Consider the following 17,492-nt stretch of genomic DNA (forward strand, 5'->3'; position numbering starts at 1 on the left):
AGGGCACATGAACAGAGCACGTCGCCGCCTGCTGTCGGCCGCCTGTGGGGCGGTGGTGGCATCGGCCGTCCTGGTCGGAGGCAGTACCCCGGCGCTCGCCGAAGGGCGGCCGGGACGTCCCCCGGGGATGCCCGCCGACGTCCTCGCCGCCGACCTGGCGAAGGTCACCGAGGCGGGCATGCCGGGGGTGCTGGCCCAGGCGCGGGACGGCCGGGGTGTCTGGAGCGGTGCCAGTGGGGTGGCCGACGTGGACACCGGTCGGCCGATGCAGCCGCACATGCGGCACCGGGTCGGCAGCATCACCAAGACCTTCGTGGCGGCCACCGTCCTGCAACTGGTCGGGGAGCGTCGGGTGGCGTTGGACGCGCCGGTCGCCCGGTACCTGCCGGACCTCGCCCCGAGCGGGGTCACCGTACGGATGCTGCTCAACCACACCAGCGGCATCGGCACGTACGACGCGGTCCTCTTCTCGACCCCCGAGGGCGTCGAGGAGCACCGGGACAGCACGTTCAGCCCGCGTCAGCTGGCCCGGATCGGGCTGGACATGCCGCGTACCGGAGCACCCGGGGCGGGGTTCTCCTACTCCAACACCAACTACGTCCTGGCCGGGCTGGTGGTGGAGAAGGTGACCGGCAGGTCCGCCACCGAGGAGATCACCCGGCGGATCATCAAGCCGCTCGGGCTGCGGCACACCGTCTTCCCGGGCACGAAGCCACGGATCGCCGGACCGCACAGCAAGGGCTACCTGCCGTGGTACGAGGGTGTGCTGCGCGATTTCAGCGTCTACAACATGAGTTGGGCGTGGACGGCCGGTGAGCTGGTCTCCACCACCGACGACCTGAACCGGTTCTACCGGGCGCTGCTGACCGGCAGGGTGCTGGGCGAGAAGGAGCTGCGCGAGATGCAGCGAACCGTACCGATGGTCCCGGAACAGACAGTGGGCGGGTACGGCCTGGGCATCTACCAGGTCGAGCTGCCCTGCGGGCCGGCGTGGGGGCACGACGGTGTCGTCTTCGGTCACAGCACCCTGTCGTTGCACTCGCCGGACGGGACCCGGCAGGTGACGATCGCCGACAACGTGACCCACTACGCGGTGCCGGGTCAGCCCGACCCGATCCTGCAGGCGAAGCTCGGGTTCGTCGTCACCGCCCTCTGCGGTCCGGCCACCGAGTCCGGTTCCGCCGAGACGCTGCGTTCCGCCGCCGTCGCCCCGCTGACGCTGCCCGTCACCGCTCCGGGCACCAGTGACCTGATCCGTCCTCTCTCACCCCGCTGACCTGGCATCGAGCGGGGGCGGCGTCGACACCCGACGCCGCCCCCGCTCGTCGCCGGCTGGCCCCCATTGACTTTGCGGTTTAAAGTAGTTTGCGTGAACACCGACGAGGACCTGCCGCCGAAGGACCCGGCCGCCGCCCTGCGCCTGATCGACGAGCAGCGGGCCACCGCCGCCCGCCGCCTCGAACCGGACCCCCTGCTCTACTACGTGCCCTGGGGTTCGGCCTGGCTGATCGGCTTCGGGCTGCTCTTCCTCCGTTTCCCTCCCACCGACGAGCCCCTCGTCGCCATGCCGGACTGGCTGCCCCTGGCCACGTTGTTCACCCTGCTCGGCATCGCCGGGGTGATCACCGCAGTGGCCGGGATCAGGTCCCAGGGCCACGTCGCCGGTTCCTCCGCCCGCCGGGGCGCCTGGTACGGCTGGTCCTGGCCGCTGGCGTTCCTGACCCTCTTCGCGGTCGCCACCCGGGTCTCCGACACACTCCCGCCGGACCTGACCGGGCTGCTCTGGTCGGCGCTCTCGGTGGGCATCTCCGGGATCCTGCTCATGGCAGGCGGGGCCGTCTTCCTGGACCGGGGACTCTTCCTCCTCGGCGTCGCAGTCATCGTCGTCAACCTGGTCGGCACCTTCGCCGGCCCCGGCTGGCACTCCCTCGTCGTCGCCGTCGCCGGTGGGGGCGGGATGCTCCTCACCGGACTGGTGAGTCGGCTGCGGTGCCGGGGTCGGAGCCAGGGACGAAGCCGGGGCCGGAGGTGACCGAACTCGACCCGGTGATCCACGCCCAGGCCCGCCTCCGGGTGGTCGCCTCCCTCTCCGCCCTCGGCGAGGGCGACCAGGCCGCCTTCCCCTGGCTCCAGGAGATCCTCGGCATGACCGCCGGGAACCTCTCGGTCCACCTGCGCAAGCTGGAGGACGCCGGTTACGTCGCTGTCACCAAGACCCACCGGGGGCGGACCCCCACCACCCTGATCGCCCTCACCCGACGGGGGCAGCTGGCCTTCGAGGAGTACACGGCCACCATCCACGCCCTGCTCAACCCCGCAGACAAGAAGGAGCCGACATGATCCTCGCCCGTGCCGAGCAGGCCACCCGGCGGTACGGCGACGTCCTCGCCCTCGACCGGGTCGACCTCGACGTACGCGCCGGTGAACTGGTCGGGCTGCTCGGTCCCAACGGCGCGGGCAAGTCGACACTGCTCAACCTGCTCGTCGGGCTACGCCGACCCAGCTCCGGACGGGTGGAGCTGTTCGGTGGCGACCCGCGTGACCCGGCGTACCGGCGGTCTGTCGGTGCCACCCCGCAGGAGACCGGGCTGCCCGGCACCCTGCGGGTCGGGGAGGTCGTCGAGTTCGTCAGCCGGCACTACCCCGACCCGGTCCCCCGTGACGAACTGCTCGACCGGTTCGGCCTCACCGACCTGGTACGCCGACAGACCGGCGGGCTCTCCGGCGGGCAGCGACGGCGGCTCGCGGTGGCGCTGGCCTTCGTCGGCCGACCCCGACTGGTACTGCTCGACGAGCCGACCACCGGCCTGGACGTCGAGGCCCGACACGTCCTGTGGGAGGCCGTCCGGGCCTTCCACGCCGACGGCGGAACGGTGCTGCTCACCAGCCACTACCTGGAGGAGATCGAGGCCCTGGCGCAACGGGTGGTGGTGATCGGGCAGGGCCGGGTACTCGCCGACGACACCGTCTCGGCCGTCCGGGGCGTGGTGGGCCTGCGCCGGGTCAGCCTCACCGCCGACCGCCTCCCGGAGCTGCCCGGGGTGGCCCGGGTCGAACACGCGCAGGGGCGGGTCCACCTGCTCACCGCCGACGCCGACCAGCTGGTCCGCGACCTCGTCACCGCCCACGTCGACTTCCGGGACCTGGAAGTACGCCCCACCTCGCTGGAGGAGGCGTTCCTCGCCATCACCACCGACGGCCGGACCGACACCGACACGCCGACCACCGGGAACCGGACCGACGCCGTGCCGATCCCCGGGAACCGGACCGACGCCGACGTGCCGACCACCGCCTGAGGAGACAGCAGTGCGACTCGCCCTGGCCCACGCCCGCTACCAGCTGCTGGAACTGTTCCGAACCCCGATCGCCGTGGTGGGCAGCGCCTTCTTCCCCGCCGCCGCGATGATCTTCTTCGTCGTACCGGCCGTCGGCGACGAGCAGGTCGCCGCCACGTACGCCACCGCCGCGATGGTCACCTTCGCGGTGATGAGCGCCAACATCTTCCAGTACGGCATCGGGGTGGCCGAGGACCGCGCCCTGCCCTGGGACCCGTACCTGCGGACCCTGCCCGCCGGGTCGGCCCCCCGGTTCGCCGGTCGGGTGCTGGCCGGGCTGGCCATGACCTACCTGTCCCTGATCCCCGTGGTGGTGATCGCGGCGACCCTCACCGAGGCCCGGACGGGATTGGCCCGACTCGCCCTCGCCGCCGCCGCCGTCGGCCTGGTCTCGGTGCCGTTCACGCTGATGGGGCTGGCCATCGGATACTCGTTGCCCGCCAAGGCGGCGATCGTCGTGGCGCAGGTCGTCTTCTTCCCGCTGGCCTTCGGCGGAGGGCTGCTCTCCAGTCCCGGTCAGGCCCCCGGCTTCATCGAGGCGATCGCGCCGTACCTGCCGACCCGGGGAGCCGTCGAACTGATGTGGGCGGCGGTCGGCGACTTCCGACCCGAACCACTCTCGCTGGTCATGCTCGGGGTGTGGATCGTCGCCCTCGGCTCACTCGCCGGATGGGCCTACCGACGGGACGAGGGACGCCGGTTCAGCTGAACCGTACGCCCGCCCCATCTGACCGGTTCGGCTGCGCCGGTCGACGCGTCGGTGCCACGATTCGGACGGGGGCGCCCCGTCCGGCGTCACCGGAACCGGTTCGGCGGAGGGGGCAGGCGTGGCGAACGTACCACCGGGTGTGCCCTGCTGGGCCGACCTGGCCACCGCCGACCTGGCCGCAGCGAAGCGGTTCTACACCGAGCTCTTCGGCTGGACCGGTCGGGTCACCCCCCAGCCGGAGGCGGGCGGGTACACCACCTTCCTCCTGGACGGGCTGGCCGCCGCCGGGATCGGCCCCCCGGCCACCCCGGAACAGGTGCCGATCTGGTCCACCTACGTCGCCACCGACGACCCGGAGCTGGTCGCCACCCGGGTCGAGGCGGCCGGCGGACAGGTGGTGGTCCCCCCGTTGCAGATCTTCGACCAGGGGCGGATGGCGGTCTTCGCCGACCCCGCCGGGGCCACGTTCAGCGTCTGGCAGCCGATGGAGATGCGCGGTGCCGAGGTGTTCAACACCCCCGGCGCGATGAGCTGGACCGAACTGGTCACCCCCGACCCGGAGGGCGCGAAGACCTTCTACGAGCTGGTCTTCGGCTGGCAGCCGGAGGACCACTCCACCGACCCCGTCACCTACACCGGTTGGCGGTGCGGGGACCAGGTGGTCGCCGGGATGATGCCGCCGATCGGGGACGGGTTCTCCGCCGGACTGCCCGCGTACTGGTCTGTGTACTTCGCGGTGGCCGACGCGGACGCGGCGGCGGTCCGCGCCACCGAACTGGGCGGTGACGTGCTGGTCCCGCCGATGGACGCCCCCGCCGGTCGGACCGCCGCACTCCGCGACCCCCAAGGCGCCCTCTTCTGGATAGTCACCCTCCGCCCCGGGGGAAGCGCCTCTTTCTGACGCACACGGTCGAGAGGGGTCCCCTTCTCGCCGCCGAGCCCCCGGGCCAGGGGGTGCGGCTCGATCCTGGGGCAGGGGGTGCGGCTCGGTCCTGGGGCAGGGGGTGCGGCTCGGGTCACCGGTGTCGGTTGCGGGGGCGTCGGACGGGGACGACGACGGGGCCGTGCTCGCCCTGGATCACCCGTACGGTGGCCCGGTAGTGCTCGGTCAGCAGCTCCTCGGTGAGCACCTCCCGGGGTGGACCGACCGCCACCACCCGCCCCTGCGCCAACAGCACCAGGCGGTCGGCGTACTCACCGGCGAGGGAGAGGTCGTGCATCGTGGCCAGTACGGTGAGCCCGTGCTCGCGCCGTAGCCTGTCGACCAACTCCAGCACCTCCTGCTGGTGGCCGATGTCCAGGGCGCTCGTCGGCTCGTCGAGCAGCAGCAGGGTGGCGCCCTGAGCCAACGCCCGGGCCAGGAAGACCCGCTGTCGTTCCCCGCCGGAGAGGGTGTCCAACTCCCGGCGTGCGAAGTCGAGCAGGTCGAGTTGGGCGAGGACGTCCCAGGTCGCGGCGAGGTCGGCGGCCGACTCCCGGCCGAGGGCCGGAATGTGGGGGGTCCGGCCCAGCAGGACGTAGTCCAGCACCGCCATGCCGGGTGGTACTGCCGGGGACTGCGCGACGGTGGCCACCGTCCGGGCCCGGTCCCGACGCCGCAAGGCCGCGCTGGGCGTACCGAAGAGGGTGACGGTGTCGGTCACGGGCAGGAGGCCGCCGACGGCGCGCAGCAGGGTGGACTTCCCGGCGCCGTTCGGGCCGATCACGGCGACCCACTCGCCTGCCTCCACAGTGAGGTCGACTCCGGACAGGACAGGCACCCCGCCCAGGTCGACCCGCAGGTCCCGGACCTGGACGGCCGGTCCCGCCGAGGTGGGGAGATGTTCGGTGCTCATACCGTCAGCCGCCGACTGGTCCGCAGGACCAGGACGAAGAACGGGCCACCGAGCAGGGCGGTGACCACCCCGATGGGGATCTCCCCGGGCGCGGCGACGGTCCGGGCGACGACGTCGGTAAGGGTGAGGAAGGCCCCGCCGAAGAGCAGGGAGAGCGGGAGGATCACCCGGTAGCTGGATCCGGCGAGCAGCCGGAGGGCGTGCGGGACGATGATCCCGACGAAGCCGATCAGCCCGGCGGCGGCCACCGCCGCGGCGGTGCCGAGGGAGGCGGCGGCGATCAGCAGGTACCGGGACCGCTGCGGGTGCAGCCCGAGGCTTGTCGCCTCGTCGTCGCCGAGGGAGAGGACGTCGATCTCCCGCCGGTGCAGGAGCACCACCGCCACGGTGATCACGAAGTACGGCAGGACCATCCGGACGTCGCCCCACCCGGCGGTGGCCAGCCGGCCCAGCAACCACGAGTAGACCTGCTGGATGCTGTCGGCGTTGCGTTGCAGCAGGTAGGTCTGGCCGGCGGAGAGGAACGCGGAGACCGCCACCCCGGCCAGGATCAGCGTCACCGGTGACCGGTGGCGGCCCTGTGCCGAACCGAGCAGGTACGTCATCAGGACCGCACCGAGCGCCCCGCCGAACGCGGCCAGGGGGACGGTCACCGGCATCGCGCCGAGGGCCGCGCCCCCGAGGGCGATGACCGTGGTGACCGCCAGTCCCGCACCGGCGGCCACCCCCAGCAGGTACGGGTCGGCCAGCGGGTTGCGGAACACCCCCTGGTAGCAGCCGCCGGCCAGGGCGAGCAGCCCGCCGACGAGAAGACCGAGCACCGCCCGGGGGAGCCGCAGCTCGGTGACGATGGCGATCTCCCGTTCGGAGAGGCCACTGTCGAGGCGTACGCCGGGGATCAGGTTGAGCAGTTCCGCCGCGACGCTGAGCGGGGGAAGGCTGACCGGGCCGAGGGACACCCCGACGACGAGCGCCACGGCGACGGCGACCAGGCCGGCGACCAACCAGCCCGGCCGCAACCCGGCCGGCGCGCCGCCGGGTCGGGCGGGCACGCCGGACCGGGTCGTCGCACCGGGCCGGTGGGTCATGTCGGAGTGGAGGGTCAGGCCGGGACCTTGGCGACCGCGTCCACGATCGCCCGCAGCAGGTCGACCACGCGCGGACCCCAGCGCGAGGCGACGTCGTCGTCGAGGGCGACGATCTGGTTGTTCTTCACGGCGGTCAGCCCGGACCAGCCGCTACGCTCCTTGACCGTCTCCGCCGACTGCTGGCAGCACTTGGTGTCGGCCAGGAAGATGAAGTCCGGGTCGGCCTGGACGATGACCTCCTGGGACAGCTGCGGGTAGCCGCCCTGCTTGCCGTCCGGGTCCGCGGCGTCGGCGATGTTCTCCAGACCCACCTGGCTGTAGAGCGAGCCGATGAAGGTCTTGCTGGTGGCGGAGTAGAGCTCCGGTCCCAGCTCGTGGAAGTAGGTCAGCTTCTCGGCACGCTGCGGCAGGTCAGCGACCAGCTTGGCGATGTCGTCGCGCATCCGCTTGGTGACGTCGGCGGCGCCGTCGGCGTTGCCGGTGAGGGTCCCGAGGTCGGTGATCTGCTGGTACGAGTCGTCCAGAGTGGTCGCCGCCGGGGCCAGGAAGACCGGGATCTTCAGCGTGGTCAGCTGATCCACGATCTTGTTCATGTCGTTGGAGAGGACCACCAGGTCCGGATTCTTCCCGGCGATCGCCTCGGCGTTCGGCTGGAAGCCGGACAGGTCGGTCTTCGGTGCCTCGGCCGGGTGGTTCGACTGGTCGTCGACGGCGGTGACCTGGTCACCGGCCCCGATGGCGAAGAGCATCTCGGTGGCGGTCGCGGAGAGCGAGACGATCCGTTCGGGCCGCGCGTCGAGGGTCAGCTCCCCGACTGTCACCGGGTAGGCGGACCCGTTGCCGGGGCTGGGCGCTGTGGTGGGCTCGTCGGAGTTCTGTGCGCAGCCGGCGAGGGCGAGCGCGACGGCCGCGGTCACCGCCGCGAAGATCCGAGGGGTACGTCTGGACATCGGTGGTGCCTCCTGTCGGCCGAGGAGCCTGGTGCTTCGCCGACAGGGCAGAGGGTGGCCGCCGTCCGCGAGGCGCCCTTCCTCGAGAGCGCGGGTCGCGACCGTGCCGTAGGCGACCTGGCTCGTCCCCGCACGCGGTACGGACGGGGCATCACAGTTGCGGGACAGCTCCGGTTTCACACCGGCTTCGCTGCGGGACGGTCGCTAGCACCGTAGCGCACCTCCGGCCGACTTCGTTACCGCAGGTGGCACCGGGTGACGTGCGCTGCACCACCCCGAAAGGTCGGGAGGGGCCCCTCCGCTGACGAGGGACCCCTCCTCACTCGGTCAGCAGTACTGGGCCTGCTTGCCGATGGCCCGGTACGGGCAGTCGGCGTACTCGCTGAGCAGCAGGACAGCGGTCCGGTTACGCGAGGTCTGGGCCGGGATCACCTCGTCGGGCGGGTAGAAGCCGCCCCCCGAGGCGGAGCCGGGGTACATCTCGAAGGTGTACGCCCAGATCCCGTGCTGCCCCCACATCCAGTCGATGCTGTCCCCGTCGGTGACGTACAGGTCGCTGGACTGTTCCGGGGTGTACCCGTTGGTGGCGGCCATCTGCTGGCCCAGTGTCGCGAAGGTGTTGTACTGGTCGGCCGTCATCCCGGTGGGGGTGTTGGCGGTCGTCCAGCCGAACGGCCAGAGCACCAGCTGGGAGTAGGTGTGGAAGTCGATGTTGGCCTTGATCTGCTGGACCCCGCCGACGACCCGGCTGTTGACGAAGTTGCGCAGGGCTGCGGTCTCCGGCGCGGAGAAGGCCGACGGACCCCGGTAGGTGTCCGAGGCGGGGGATCCGGACGATCCGCCGCAGCAGCCCCACCGGTACGACCAGTTGCGGTTGAGGTCGGTGCCGACGAAGGACGAGCCGCTGTTCGGCTGCCGGTTCTTCCGCCAGGACCGGTACGACCCGGTGGCGATGTCGTACTCGCTGCCGTCGGGGTTGACAGTCGGGACGATCCAGATCTCCCGGGTGTTGACGATGTTGGTGACCCGGGTGTCCGAACCGTACGAGTCGGTGAAGAGGTTCAGCAGGTAGATCGCCATCTCCACGGTGAGGTGCTCGCGGGCGTGCTGCTGGGAGTTGAACAGGATCTCCGGCTCGTTCTCGTCGGTGGCGACGTTGTCGGAGATCTTCACCGCCATCAGGTCCCGACCCTGGTACGACGACCCGATGCTGATCTTGCGGGCGATGGTCGGGTGGTCGGCGACCACCTTGTTCACCACCGCCGTCAACTCCGCGTAGTCGTGGTAGTTGCTGTCGGCGGCCGGGAAGCCCATCGTGCTGAAGTCGTCGCCGTGGTCGTGGCCGTGCTCGCCGGCGGTGGGGACCGCCTCCAACCGGAAGCCCAGCCGGGTGATCTGGGCCGCCTCCGCTCGGGTGGCCGAGACGTGCAGCACCCCGTGCTCGACGAAGTCGATGGCGGCTCCGGTCCCGGCGACGGCGTTGCGGTCGGCGATCGTACGGGGTCCGAGCACCCGGTACTCGACGGTGGCCGATCCGGTGTCGCGGTCGGGGGAGGGCCGGGCGGAGACCGGCGCGGTGGCGGCGGCCACCAGCGACAGGCCGACGACCATGGCGAACGCCAGGTGTCGACGGAGGGGGATACGGATCATGCGAGCCTCCTCGGGCGCGCCTGCCGCGTTCTGCGTCAGGCTCTCCACGCCCACTCACATGGTCATATCAACATGCGTCGCTGAGGCAATCATCCCGACCGGATCCTCATGCCGGCAACGAGCTTCACCTCGAACGCCGTGGAGGAAAACCGGCGTCACCCGCCGACGTTCCGAGCACCCAGGTCAGCGGGGGTCTTCCGGCCCGTCCGCCGAACGCCCGGCCGAGGCTCCGGAACCGGTCGACGTGTCGGAACCGGCCGACGTTCCGGAGCCGGTCGAGGTGTCGGGGTCGGTGGGCTGGTCCTCCCCGGCCAGGGCGGAACGCAGCCGCTCCTTCTCGACCCGGCGGCGCTCCGCCGCACCGGCCATCTCCTCGCCCATCTGGTCCCGAAGCCCCCGCAACAGCAGGAACGACAGGGCAGCGGAGAAGACCAGCGCCAGCAGCAGCTTCAGGAACAGGCTCATCTGGACGAACCAGAGCGCCGCGAGCACCGCGACGAACAGCCCGACCCGGCCCAGCGTGTACTTGACCGCCGCGCTCACCAGTCACTCCTCCTCCACGTCGCCGGGGGACCCGCGCCCCCGGCGTACCGGTCAACCCGTCCGGCGGGCCAGCCATCGCACGCCGGGGAACCAGACCACCGCGTACGTCACAGTCCAGGCCGCCGCGCCCAGGGCACCCGAGGCCAGCGACGGCAACCCCGCCACCAACCCGGCGGTCACCAGTCCGACGACCACCCCGACCACTACCGCCACCAGCGCCGAGACCACCCGGGCGGCACCGAACTCCCAGGAACGGAAGTCGTCCCAGAACAGCCAGGCCGGGAGGATGACAGCGAGCCAACCGTTCGCCTGGCCGAACTCGCCGGCGCCGAACCAGGCGAACGCCAGGTCGAACAGGACCAGCGCCAACGCCCCGATCACCACCCCGGCGAGCGCCACCCCGAGCAGGTCGCCGAGGGTCAGGATGCGCCCTTCGGCGTCACGTCGGGGAAAACCACTCTGCTCACTCATGCCGGGGCCAGGGTACGCGGTGACTCAGGCCCAGACCTGCTGCGGCTCGGCGCGCCGCTGCGCCAGGGGCGGGGCGGGATCGTACTCCCGGACCACCTCGTAGCGGGTGTTGCGCTCGACAGGCTGGAAACCGGCGTCCCAGATCAGGTGGAGCAGGTCGTCGCGGTGCATCGTGTTGGGGGTGCCGTAGGAGTCCGCGTCGTGGGTGATCTTGTATTCGACGACCGACCCGTCCAGGTCGTCGACGCCGAAGTTGAGCGACAGCTGGGCGACCGAGAGCCCGTGCATCACCCAGAAACACTTGACGTGGGGCACGTTGTCGAAGAGCAGCCGGGAGACGGCGAAGGTCTTCAGCGACTCGGCCGGTGCGGCCATCGTCGTCCGGGCCTGGATCCGGTTACGGATCTTGCCGTCGGCGGAGTCGACGAAGTCGTGCTGGTAGCGCAGCGGGATGAAGACCGCGAACCCGCCGGTCTCGTCCTGGAGCTCACGCAGTCGCAGGACGTGGTCCACCCGGTGCCGGGGCTCCTCGATGTGTCCGTAGAGCATGGTCGCCGGCGTCTTCATGCCCTTGTGGTGTGCCAGCCGGTGGATCCGCGACCAGTCCTCCCAGTGGCAGGCGTGGTCCACGATGTGCTGTCGGACCTCCCAGTCGAAGATCTCCGCACCACCACCGGTGAGCGACTCCAGGCCGGCGTCCATCAGCTCGTCGAGGATCGCGTCGGCGGTGAGACCGCTGATCTTCTCGAACCACTGCACCTCGGTGGCGGTGAACGCCTTGAGCTTGATCTTCGGCAGGGCGGCCTTCAGCTCGCGCAGCACCTTCGGGTAGTACCGCCAGGGCAGCGTCGGGTGCAGGCCGTTTACGATGTGCAGCTCGGTGAGCTGCTCGTCCTCCATCTCCTTGGCCTTGCGGACCGCCTCGTCGATCCGCATCGTGTACGCGTCCTTCTCGCCCGGCTTGCGCTGGAACGAGCAGTACGCACAGGACGCCGAGCAGACGTTGGTCAGGTTCAGGTGCCGGTTGACGTTGAACATCACCCGGTCCCCGTTGAGTTCGGTACGCCGGTGGTGTGCCAGCCGACCCAGCCAGGCCAGGTCGTCGCTGTCGTACAGGGCGACGCCGTCCTCCCGGGTCAGCCGCTCCCCGGCGTACACCTTCGCTTCCAGCTCACGCTTGAGTCCGGCGTCCATCGAAAGCCTCGTCCCTTCCACCTGCGATACGCGTCGAGCCTACGTCGGACGCCCGAGAGCGTCTCGGTACGGTCGGGCAACTCACCGTGCTCTCAGGTTCCTGTGACCCGTTCGCGTATCGACATCGCGGACCAGGTGCGGTAGGACAGGTAAGGGACGCCACACCAGTAGCGGACCCGACCCGTCGCGCCCACCACGCGCGACCTGCGGGACGAGGAGCGGGATGGTCGACAGCGGGCACGGGCGGCGACGGACACGGAGGCGCCCGGTGATCTCGCCGGTGCTGCGCCCGAGGCTCTGGGCCGCGCTGCTCGGCGCTGTCGCCTCGGCGATCCTCTCCGCCCCCGCGTACGCGGACCCACCGCTGCCCTCCACCGTGCCCGACAGCGGCTCCCGGCCGATCGCCGCAGGTGGCCTGCAAATTCCCGGCGACCCGGCGCAGCCCGGCGTCCCCACCCTGCCGGGTGGCGGTGCGCCGACCACGGTGCCGACGAACCTCACCGCCGGACCCCTGGGCACCCAGATCGCCCTCGCCGAGACGCAGCTCGGGCTGGTCAGCGACCAGGTGCTGGGGCTGGGACAGAAGCGGACCGAGACCGAGGCCCGACTGGCCACCGCCAAGCAGAACCTGGAACTCGCCAGGCAGGCGCTGACCACCGCACAGCTGAAGGCCGACCAGGCGGCGGCGGACACGCTCAAGGCCGCCGCAGCGCTGCCCCCCGGCGAGTTCGGTCAGGACCTGCACCACCTCAGCCAGCTCCAGCGGATCTCCCGAGGTGACAAGGCCCCCGGTGCCACCACCTCCACCGGTGGCGAGCTGACCCGGGCCCGCGCCGCCGAGCAGGCCGCCGTCCAGGAGCTGAACTCCGCCGAGCTGGCGGCGCTCAACGCCCGGGGCGAGTACACGGTCCTGGACAAGACCCGCCGCGACCAGGAGACCAAGCTCCTCAAGCTGCGTCGGGACAACTCCGAGCAGCTGGTCCGGATCGAGCGGCAGCGCGACGCCGCCGAGGAGCAGCTCGGCGCGGGGTACGTCAACGGGGGCAGCTCCCAGGGGCTGACCGCCCACCCGCGTGCTCTGGCAGCCGTCCGGTACGCCATGGCCCAGCGTGGTGACCCGTACAAGTGGGCGACCCAGGGTCCGGACACGTTCGACTGCTCCGGCCTGGTCTGGGCCGCGTACCGGTCAAAGGGTGCGGACTACTTCGGCCTGCCCCGGGTCGCCCGGGACCAGTACCGCCACACCAGCGGCCGGACCGTCCCCCGTACCGCCCTCCTCCCCGGTGACCTGGTCTTCTTCGCCAACGGGAGCAGCTGGCAGTCGATCCACCACATGGGCATGTACATCGGCGACGGCAAGATGGTCCACGCCCCCACCACCGGCGACGTGGTCAAGGTCTCCCCCGTCGGATGGTCCCGGTTGTACGCGGCGACCCGGGTGGTCGGCGCGGTCCCCGAGACGAAGCCGCCGGCCACCACCCCGCCCGCCGCGAAGCCGACGCCGACGCCGTCGGCCACTCCGAAGCCGACGCCGAAGCCCTCCACCTCGCCGAAGCCACTGCCGACCAACCCGACCCCGGGCCCGACCACCCCCACCCCCGGGCCGACCACCCCCACTCCGGGGCCGACCACCCCGAAGCCGAGCCCGACGCCGACCACGCCGCCACCGTCGCCGACCACCGGGCCGCCCGCGTCGGAGAGCCCCGACCCCACCCCGTCGGGCAGCCCTTCACCCTCGGCCGAGACGAGCGGTGCCGCCGGTGGTACGCCGAGGCCGAGCGACAGCGCCCACCCGGTCGACTGAGCCCGACACCGGGCCCGGGGACGGCCTCCACCCGGCCTGCCGGTCGCCCCGCCGGTGATCGCGGGGAGTAACCGGGTGCTCCGGCTGTGCTGCGGGGCCGGAATGTGGCACCGTGACACCCAGGCATTACCGGCTCCCCTTCCGGGGCCGGATGCGGGGCGTTGGTGCGGAGGGCGAGCATGGGCGAAGAGCAGGTTCCGGTAACGGCTGTCGATCCGGGATCCGCGCCCGAACAGGCCGACCGGGTGCCGGGACCGGCACCGACCGGCCGAGCCAGCGTGCCGAGCTCCCCCACTCCGCAGGCGGGCGGTGCCACCCCGGCGACAGGTACGGCGCGGGTCGGTGTCGCGGGCGGTACGGCGCGGGTCGGTGTCACGGGCCGGGCCACGCCCCCGCAGGAGACCACTACGGGTCGGGCTCCCTCGGGTACCACCTACCGGGCAAAGTCGTCGACGCAGGAGCGCCGGCCGGGGACCTCCGCCGCCCCGGTGGCGGGTGCCGGCACCCCGTCGGGCAGCCCCTCCCCGAATTCCTCCCTACCCGGGCAGCGGGTCGGTCATCAGCCGACCGCCCCGGCGCGGGCCAGCGCCGCAGTTCCCGGCCTGACCCCGGTCTCGGCCACCGAGGCCGCCGCCGCCACCGGGACCTCCACGAGCCGGGCGAACGTGTACGGCTCCACTCCCACCCCGGCTGCCCCCGCCGAACCGGACCGGCCCGAGCCCGCACCGCCACAGGAGCCCGCCCCGGTGCCGGAGCCGACCCCACGGCCGACCGAGCCGCCGAAGCCGCCCGTGCCGGACCCGGAGCCGACCCCGGCTCCCGTGCCGGTCCCCGTACCGCCCCGGCCCCAACCACCGGCCCCCACCCCGCCGGGGCCGGTCCCCCCGGTGCCCGGTCCCCCGGTGCCGCCGCCGGGTCCGGCGATTCCGCCACCACCGTCCCCGCCCGGTCCGATGCCGGCCCCGCCCTTCCCGCCTCCGCCGGTCAGCTCCGGTGCCGTGGCACCGCCGACCTCCGCCCCGCCGGTCGCCGCGCCTGCCTCACCCGCACCGCCCACCTCCGGGCCGCCGGTCGCCGCCTCGATCTCACCCGCGCCGCCCACCTCCGCACCGCCGGCCACCCCGTGGGGCAACCCGCCGTCCTTCCCGCCTCCGCCCGCCACCAGCGCCGCCGCGCCCGCCCCGGCACCGAACGCCGGTTGGGGCGGACCTTCCGCGCCCGCCACCGCCGCCCTACCGACGACGGCACCGGCCGAGTCGGCCTGGCGGCCCTCGGCGCAGGCCGGGAGCAAGGGGTACGACGGCGGCCCGGACCTGGCCACCGCCGCGTACGGCGGCAGCACCACCGACGGTCCCGGCTTCAACACGGTGTCGTTCCCGTCCGGGAATCCGGCGGTGGAGAACTCCGGCTCGCTGACCGGGCACATCCTGGCGCAGGGCTGGGCGGAACCGGCCAACCAGAAGTCCAGCAACACCCGGGTGGTGATCGTCCTGGCCGTCGCGTTGACCCTGCTCGTCGCGATCAGTGTGCTCGTCGTCCTGCTGGCCGGGGACCTGATGGACGGGTTGTTCGGCGGCCTGGCCTGACCCTCACCCCACCCGACCCGGCCTGACCTGGGAAGACGTCTCTCGTACGGTATGCGGCGGGTGAGCCCGCCCACTACCCGCCGAGAGTGTCGTGGAGAGCCGGGAGCGACGCAGTACACTTGCACTGATCACTGACCTGGCGCGCCCGGCGCGCCCTTGGGCGATCTTGCGGGCGATCCGGCGGCGTTACCTGTCGTGGCGGGCCATCGCGAAGATGCGCCCCGCTCGAGAGGTTTTTCTTGACGACCACCGCTGTCAGCACGCCCCTGTCCGCCCTCGACACGCCGCAGGACGCCACGTCGGCGCAGGCCCTCGGCGATCTCGTTCCCGCCACCAGCGCCGGGGACATCGACCAGACCGCCCCCACGGGCGACACCGCAGCCGCCGAGGCCACCCCGGCGGCCGACGCCGCCTCCGGACCGGACGAGACCGGCACGGACGCCACTGCCGGACCGGACGAGACCGTCGTGGACTTCGGCGCGCTGGGTCTGCCCCGGCCGCTGGTCCAGGCGCTGTCCCGGCAGGGAATCACCAGCCCGTTCGAGATCCAGCGGGCCACGGTGCCGGACGCGCTCGCCGGTCGGGACGTACTCGGCCGGGGGCAGACCGGTTCCGGGAAGACCCTGGCCTTCGGCCTGCCGGTGCTCGCCCGGGTCTCCACCGGTCAGCGGGCTCGGCCGCAGCACCCCCGGGCTCTGATCCTGGTGCCGACCCGGGAACTCGCCATGCAGGTGAACGACGCCCTGATGCCGCTCGGTAAGGCGGTCGGGGTGTTCCTCAAGACCGCCGTGGGTGGGGTCCCGTACGACAGGCAGATCGACGCCCTGCGCCGAGGTGTGGAGATCGTGGTGGCCACCCCGGGGCGGCTCGCCGACCTGATCGCGCGCGGGGTCTGCCGGTTGGACGACGTCGAGGTGACGGTCCTGGACGAGGCCGACCAGATGGCCGACATGGGCTTCCTGCCGGAGGTCACCGAACTGCTGGCCCGGACTCCGGCCGACGCCCAGCGGCTGCTCTTCTCCGCCACTCTGGACGGAGACGTGGACGCCCTGGTCAAGCGGTTCATGACGGATCCGGTGACGCACTCCACCGCGCCGCCGACCGCGACGGTGACCACGATGGACCACCACATGCTGCTGATCCCGCCGCACGACAAGTTCGCCGTGACGGCGTCGATCGCCGCCCGGGACGGCCGGACCATGTTGTTCGCCCGTACCCAGCTCGGTGTGGACCGACTGGTCGAGCAGCTCGCTGCAGTCGGCGTACGCGCCGGTGGCCTGCACGGCGGCAAGACCCAGCGGATGCGGACGCGGACCCTCGCCGAGTTCAAGGAGGGCCGGACGAACGTGCTGGTCGCCACCGACGTGGCAGCCCGGGGCATCCACGTGGACGGTGTGACGCTGGTGCTGCACATCGATCCGCCGAAGGACCCGAAGGACTATCTGCACCGGGCCGGGCGGACCGCCCGGGCGGGTGAGTCGGGGGCGGTGGCCACCCTGGTCCTGCCCAAGCAGCGTCGGACCACCCTCGCCATGATGGAGCGGGCCGGTGTGGCACCGGAGCAGACCCGGGTCCGGGTCGGTGACCAGGCCCTCGCGGATCTGGTCGGGGCCCGTGAGCCCAGTGGGGTGCCGGTGCGCGAGGAGCCTGCGGCTCCGCGTCGCTCGGGTGGCCCGCGCCGGTTCGGCGACCGGGACTCCCGGGGTGGATACGGCGACCGGGGTGGGTCCCGCTACGACGACCGTCGCCAGGGTGGTCGGGACGACCGCCCCGGCCGCGAGCACCGGTTCGGCGACCGGCCGGCCCGACGCTTCGACGACCGGGCCGGTGGTGACCGGCAGTGGGGTGAGCGCGCCTCCGGCGGACAGTCGTTCGGTGAGCGTCGGTTCGACGACCGCCCCCAGGGTGAGCGTCGGTTCGGCGACCGCCCGCAGGGTGAGCGTCGGTTCGGCGACCGCCCGCAGGGCGAGCGTCGGTTCGGCGACCGCCCCCAGGGCGAGCGCCGGTTCGGCGACCGCCCGCAGGGTGAGCGCCGCTTCGACGACCGCCCCCAGGGCGAGCGCCGCTTCGGCGACCGGGGCGAGCGCGCCGGTGAGTCGTTCGGAGACCGTCGGGGCGGGTTCCGGTCCGACGGTCGTGGCCGGGACGACAGGTACCAGCGTGACGACCGCCGGGGCTTCGGCGGGCGTCCGCCGGCGCGTACCAGCTGAGTTTCCGCTTCTCGACCGGCCGTCGTCACCAGTCGCCCTCCCGGCGACCGGTGGCGGCGGCCGGTTCGTGTTCGGGGGGCGGCACCCGTCCTGCGTGACCTTCGCGCATCGGCTGCT

16 protein-coding genes, 1 pseudogene and 1 riboswitch are annotated in these 17,492 nt (G+C 72.3%); of the genes and pseudogenes, 9 read left to right on the forward strand and 8 right to left on the reverse strand.

What is annotated here, in order from left to right; all coding sequences use genetic code 11:
* The first annotated feature begins 7 nt into the window (after nt 1-7).
* The 6 genes from ABT336_RS00820 (at nt 8) to ABT336_RS00845 (ending at nt 4,945) form a co-directional block, all read left to right on the forward strand.
* Nucleotides 8-1,276, forward strand: coding sequence for a serine hydrolase domain-containing protein (locus ABT336_RS00820; protein WP_350894363.1), 1,269 nt, complete (start codon nt 8-10; stop codon nt 1,274-1,276).
* A 93-nt stretch (nt 1,277-1,369) separates the two neighbouring features.
* Nucleotides 1,370-2,032, forward strand: a complete 663-nt coding sequence (locus ABT336_RS00825) for a transporter (protein WP_350894364.1) — start codon at nt 1,370-1,372, stop codon at nt 2,030-2,032.
* On the forward strand, nt 2,029-2,340 hold the full coding sequence (locus ABT336_RS00830; RefSeq protein WP_350894365.1) for a transcriptional regulator: 312 nt from the start codon (nt 2,029-2,031) through the stop codon (nt 2,338-2,340). The genes ABT336_RS00825 and ABT336_RS00830 overlap by 4 nt, the downstream gene beginning before the upstream one ends.
* Complete coding sequence (locus ABT336_RS00835; protein ID WP_350894366.1) at nt 2,337-3,296, forward strand: ABC transporter ATP-binding protein; 960 nt, start codon at nt 2,337-2,339, stop codon at nt 3,294-3,296. The genes ABT336_RS00830 and ABT336_RS00835 overlap by 4 nt, the downstream gene beginning before the upstream one ends.
* A gap of 10 nt (nt 3,297-3,306) precedes the next feature.
* On the forward strand, nt 3,307-4,044 hold the full coding sequence (locus tag ABT336_RS00840) for an ABC transporter permease (RefSeq protein WP_350894367.1): 738 nt from the start codon (nt 3,307-3,309) through the stop codon (nt 4,042-4,044).
* 118 nt (nt 4,045-4,162) lie between these two features.
* A complete protein-coding gene (locus ABT336_RS00845) occupies nt 4,163-4,945 on the forward strand; it encodes a VOC family protein (protein WP_350894368.1) in 783 nt (260 codons plus the stop codon).
* 115 nt (nt 4,946-5,060) lie between these two features.
* Here the strand turns inward: ABT336_RS00845 and ABT336_RS00850 are convergent, their stop codons facing one another.
* The 7 genes and pseudogenes from ABT336_RS00850 to mqnE all read right to left on the reverse strand — a co-directional run bounded on the left by ABT336_RS00850 (nt 5,061) and on the right by mqnE (nt 11,775).
* Complete coding sequence (locus ABT336_RS00850; RefSeq protein WP_350894369.1) at nt 5,061-5,879, reverse strand: ABC transporter ATP-binding protein; 819 nt, start codon at nt 5,877-5,879, stop codon at nt 5,061-5,063.
* On the reverse strand, nt 5,876-6,967 hold the full coding sequence (locus tag ABT336_RS00855; protein WP_350894370.1) for a FecCD family ABC transporter permease: 1,092 nt from the start codon (nt 6,965-6,967) through the stop codon (nt 5,876-5,878). Before ABT336_RS00855 ends, ABT336_RS00850 begins: the two co-directional genes overlap by 4 nt.
* A gap of 14 nt (nt 6,968-6,981) precedes the next feature.
* Complete coding sequence (locus ABT336_RS00860) at nt 6,982-7,917, reverse strand: ABC transporter substrate-binding protein (RefSeq protein ID WP_350894371.1); 936 nt, start codon at nt 7,915-7,917, stop codon at nt 6,982-6,984.
* A gap of 94 nt (nt 7,918-8,011) precedes the next feature.
* Nucleotides 8,012-8,157: riboswitch (cobalamin riboswitch) on the reverse strand.
* Between the two features lie 90 nt (nt 8,158-8,247).
* Nucleotides 8,248-9,567, reverse strand: a pseudogene (locus ABT336_RS00865) (M14 family metallopeptidase); the annotation flags it as partial.
* A gap of 183 nt (nt 9,568-9,750) precedes the next feature.
* The gene (locus ABT336_RS00870; RefSeq protein ID WP_350894372.1) at nt 9,751-10,110 is read right to left on the reverse strand and encodes a DUF4229 domain-containing protein; all 360 of its coding nucleotides are present in this window, start codon (nt 10,108-10,110) and stop codon (nt 9,751-9,753) included.
* Between the two features lie 51 nt (nt 10,111-10,161).
* Complete coding sequence (locus ABT336_RS00875) at nt 10,162-10,581, reverse strand: hypothetical protein (protein ID WP_350894373.1); 420 nt, start codon at nt 10,579-10,581, stop codon at nt 10,162-10,164.
* Nucleotides 10,582-10,605: 24 nt separating this feature from the next.
* Entirely contained in the window at nt 10,606-11,775 is a 1,170-nt protein-coding gene (gene mqnE, locus ABT336_RS00880) for an aminofutalosine synthase MqnE (RefSeq protein ID WP_350894374.1), read from the reverse strand.
* Nucleotides 11,776-11,998: 223 nt separating this feature from the next.
* Between mqnE and ABT336_RS00885 the strand changes: the two genes are divergently transcribed.
* Nucleotides 11,999-13,579 carry a C40 family peptidase gene (locus ABT336_RS00885; protein WP_350894375.1) on the forward strand — a complete coding sequence of 527 codons (1,581 nt, stop codon included), beginning with the start codon at nt 11,999-12,001 and terminating at the stop codon, nt 13,577-13,579.
* A gap of 559 nt (nt 13,580-14,138) precedes the next feature.
* Here ABT336_RS00885 and ABT336_RS00890 read toward each other — a convergent pair.
* Nucleotides 14,139-14,945, reverse strand: a complete 807-nt coding sequence (locus ABT336_RS00890; RefSeq protein WP_350894376.1) for a hypothetical protein — start codon at nt 14,943-14,945, stop codon at nt 14,139-14,141.
* 1 nt (nt 14,946) lies between these two features.
* On the opposite strand from ABT336_RS00890, the gene ABT336_RS00895 reads away from it, so the two are divergent.
* The gene (locus tag ABT336_RS00895; protein WP_350894377.1) at nt 14,947-15,165 is read left to right on the forward strand and encodes a hypothetical protein; all 219 of its coding nucleotides are present in this window, start codon (nt 14,947-14,949) and stop codon (nt 15,163-15,165) included.
* A gap of 467 nt (nt 15,166-15,632) precedes the next feature.
* The gene (locus ABT336_RS00900) at nt 15,633-17,375 is read left to right on the forward strand and encodes a DEAD/DEAH box helicase (protein ID WP_350894400.1); all 1,743 of its coding nucleotides are present in this window, start codon (nt 15,633-15,635) and stop codon (nt 17,373-17,375) included.
* Nucleotides 17,376-17,492: the final 117 nt, after the last annotated feature.

Origin of the sequence: Micromonospora sp. NPDC000207, from assembly GCF_040300925.1 — a bacterium.
Taxonomy (GTDB): Bacteria; Actinomycetota; Actinomycetes; order Mycobacteriales; family Micromonosporaceae; genus Micromonospora.

What these genes read in the sequence shown, in the direction of transcription:
- ABT336_RS00885 (WP_350894375.1), top strand. Translation starts at nt 11,999, where the DNA reads ATGGTCGACAGCGGGCACGGGCGGCGACGGACACGGAGGCGCCCGGTG.
- ABT336_RS00875 (WP_350894373.1), bottom strand. Translation starts at nt 10,581, where the DNA reads ATGAGTGAGCAGAGTGGTTTTCCCCGACGTGACGCCGAAGGGCGCATC.
- ABT336_RS00850 (WP_350894369.1), bottom strand. Translation starts at nt 5,879, where the DNA reads ATGAGCACCGAACATCTCCCCACCTCGGCGGGACCGGCCGTCCAGGTC.
- ABT336_RS00835 (WP_350894366.1), top strand. Translation starts at nt 2,337, where the DNA reads ATGATCCTCGCCCGTGCCGAGCAGGCCACCCGGCGGTACGGCGACGTC.
- ABT336_RS00855 (WP_350894370.1), bottom strand. Translation starts at nt 6,967, where the DNA reads ATGACCCACCGGCCCGGTGCGACGACCCGGTCCGGCGTGCCCGCCCGA.
- mqnE (WP_350894374.1), bottom strand. Translation starts at nt 11,775, where the DNA reads ATGGACGCCGGACTCAAGCGTGAGCTGGAAGCGAAGGTGTACGCCGGG.
- ABT336_RS00860 (WP_350894371.1), bottom strand. Translation starts at nt 7,917, where the DNA reads ATGTCCAGACGTACCCCTCGGATCTTCGCGGCGGTGACCGCGGCCGTC.
- ABT336_RS00820 (WP_350894363.1), top strand. Translation starts at nt 8, where the DNA reads ATGAACAGAGCACGTCGCCGCCTGCTGTCGGCCGCCTGTGGGGCGGTG.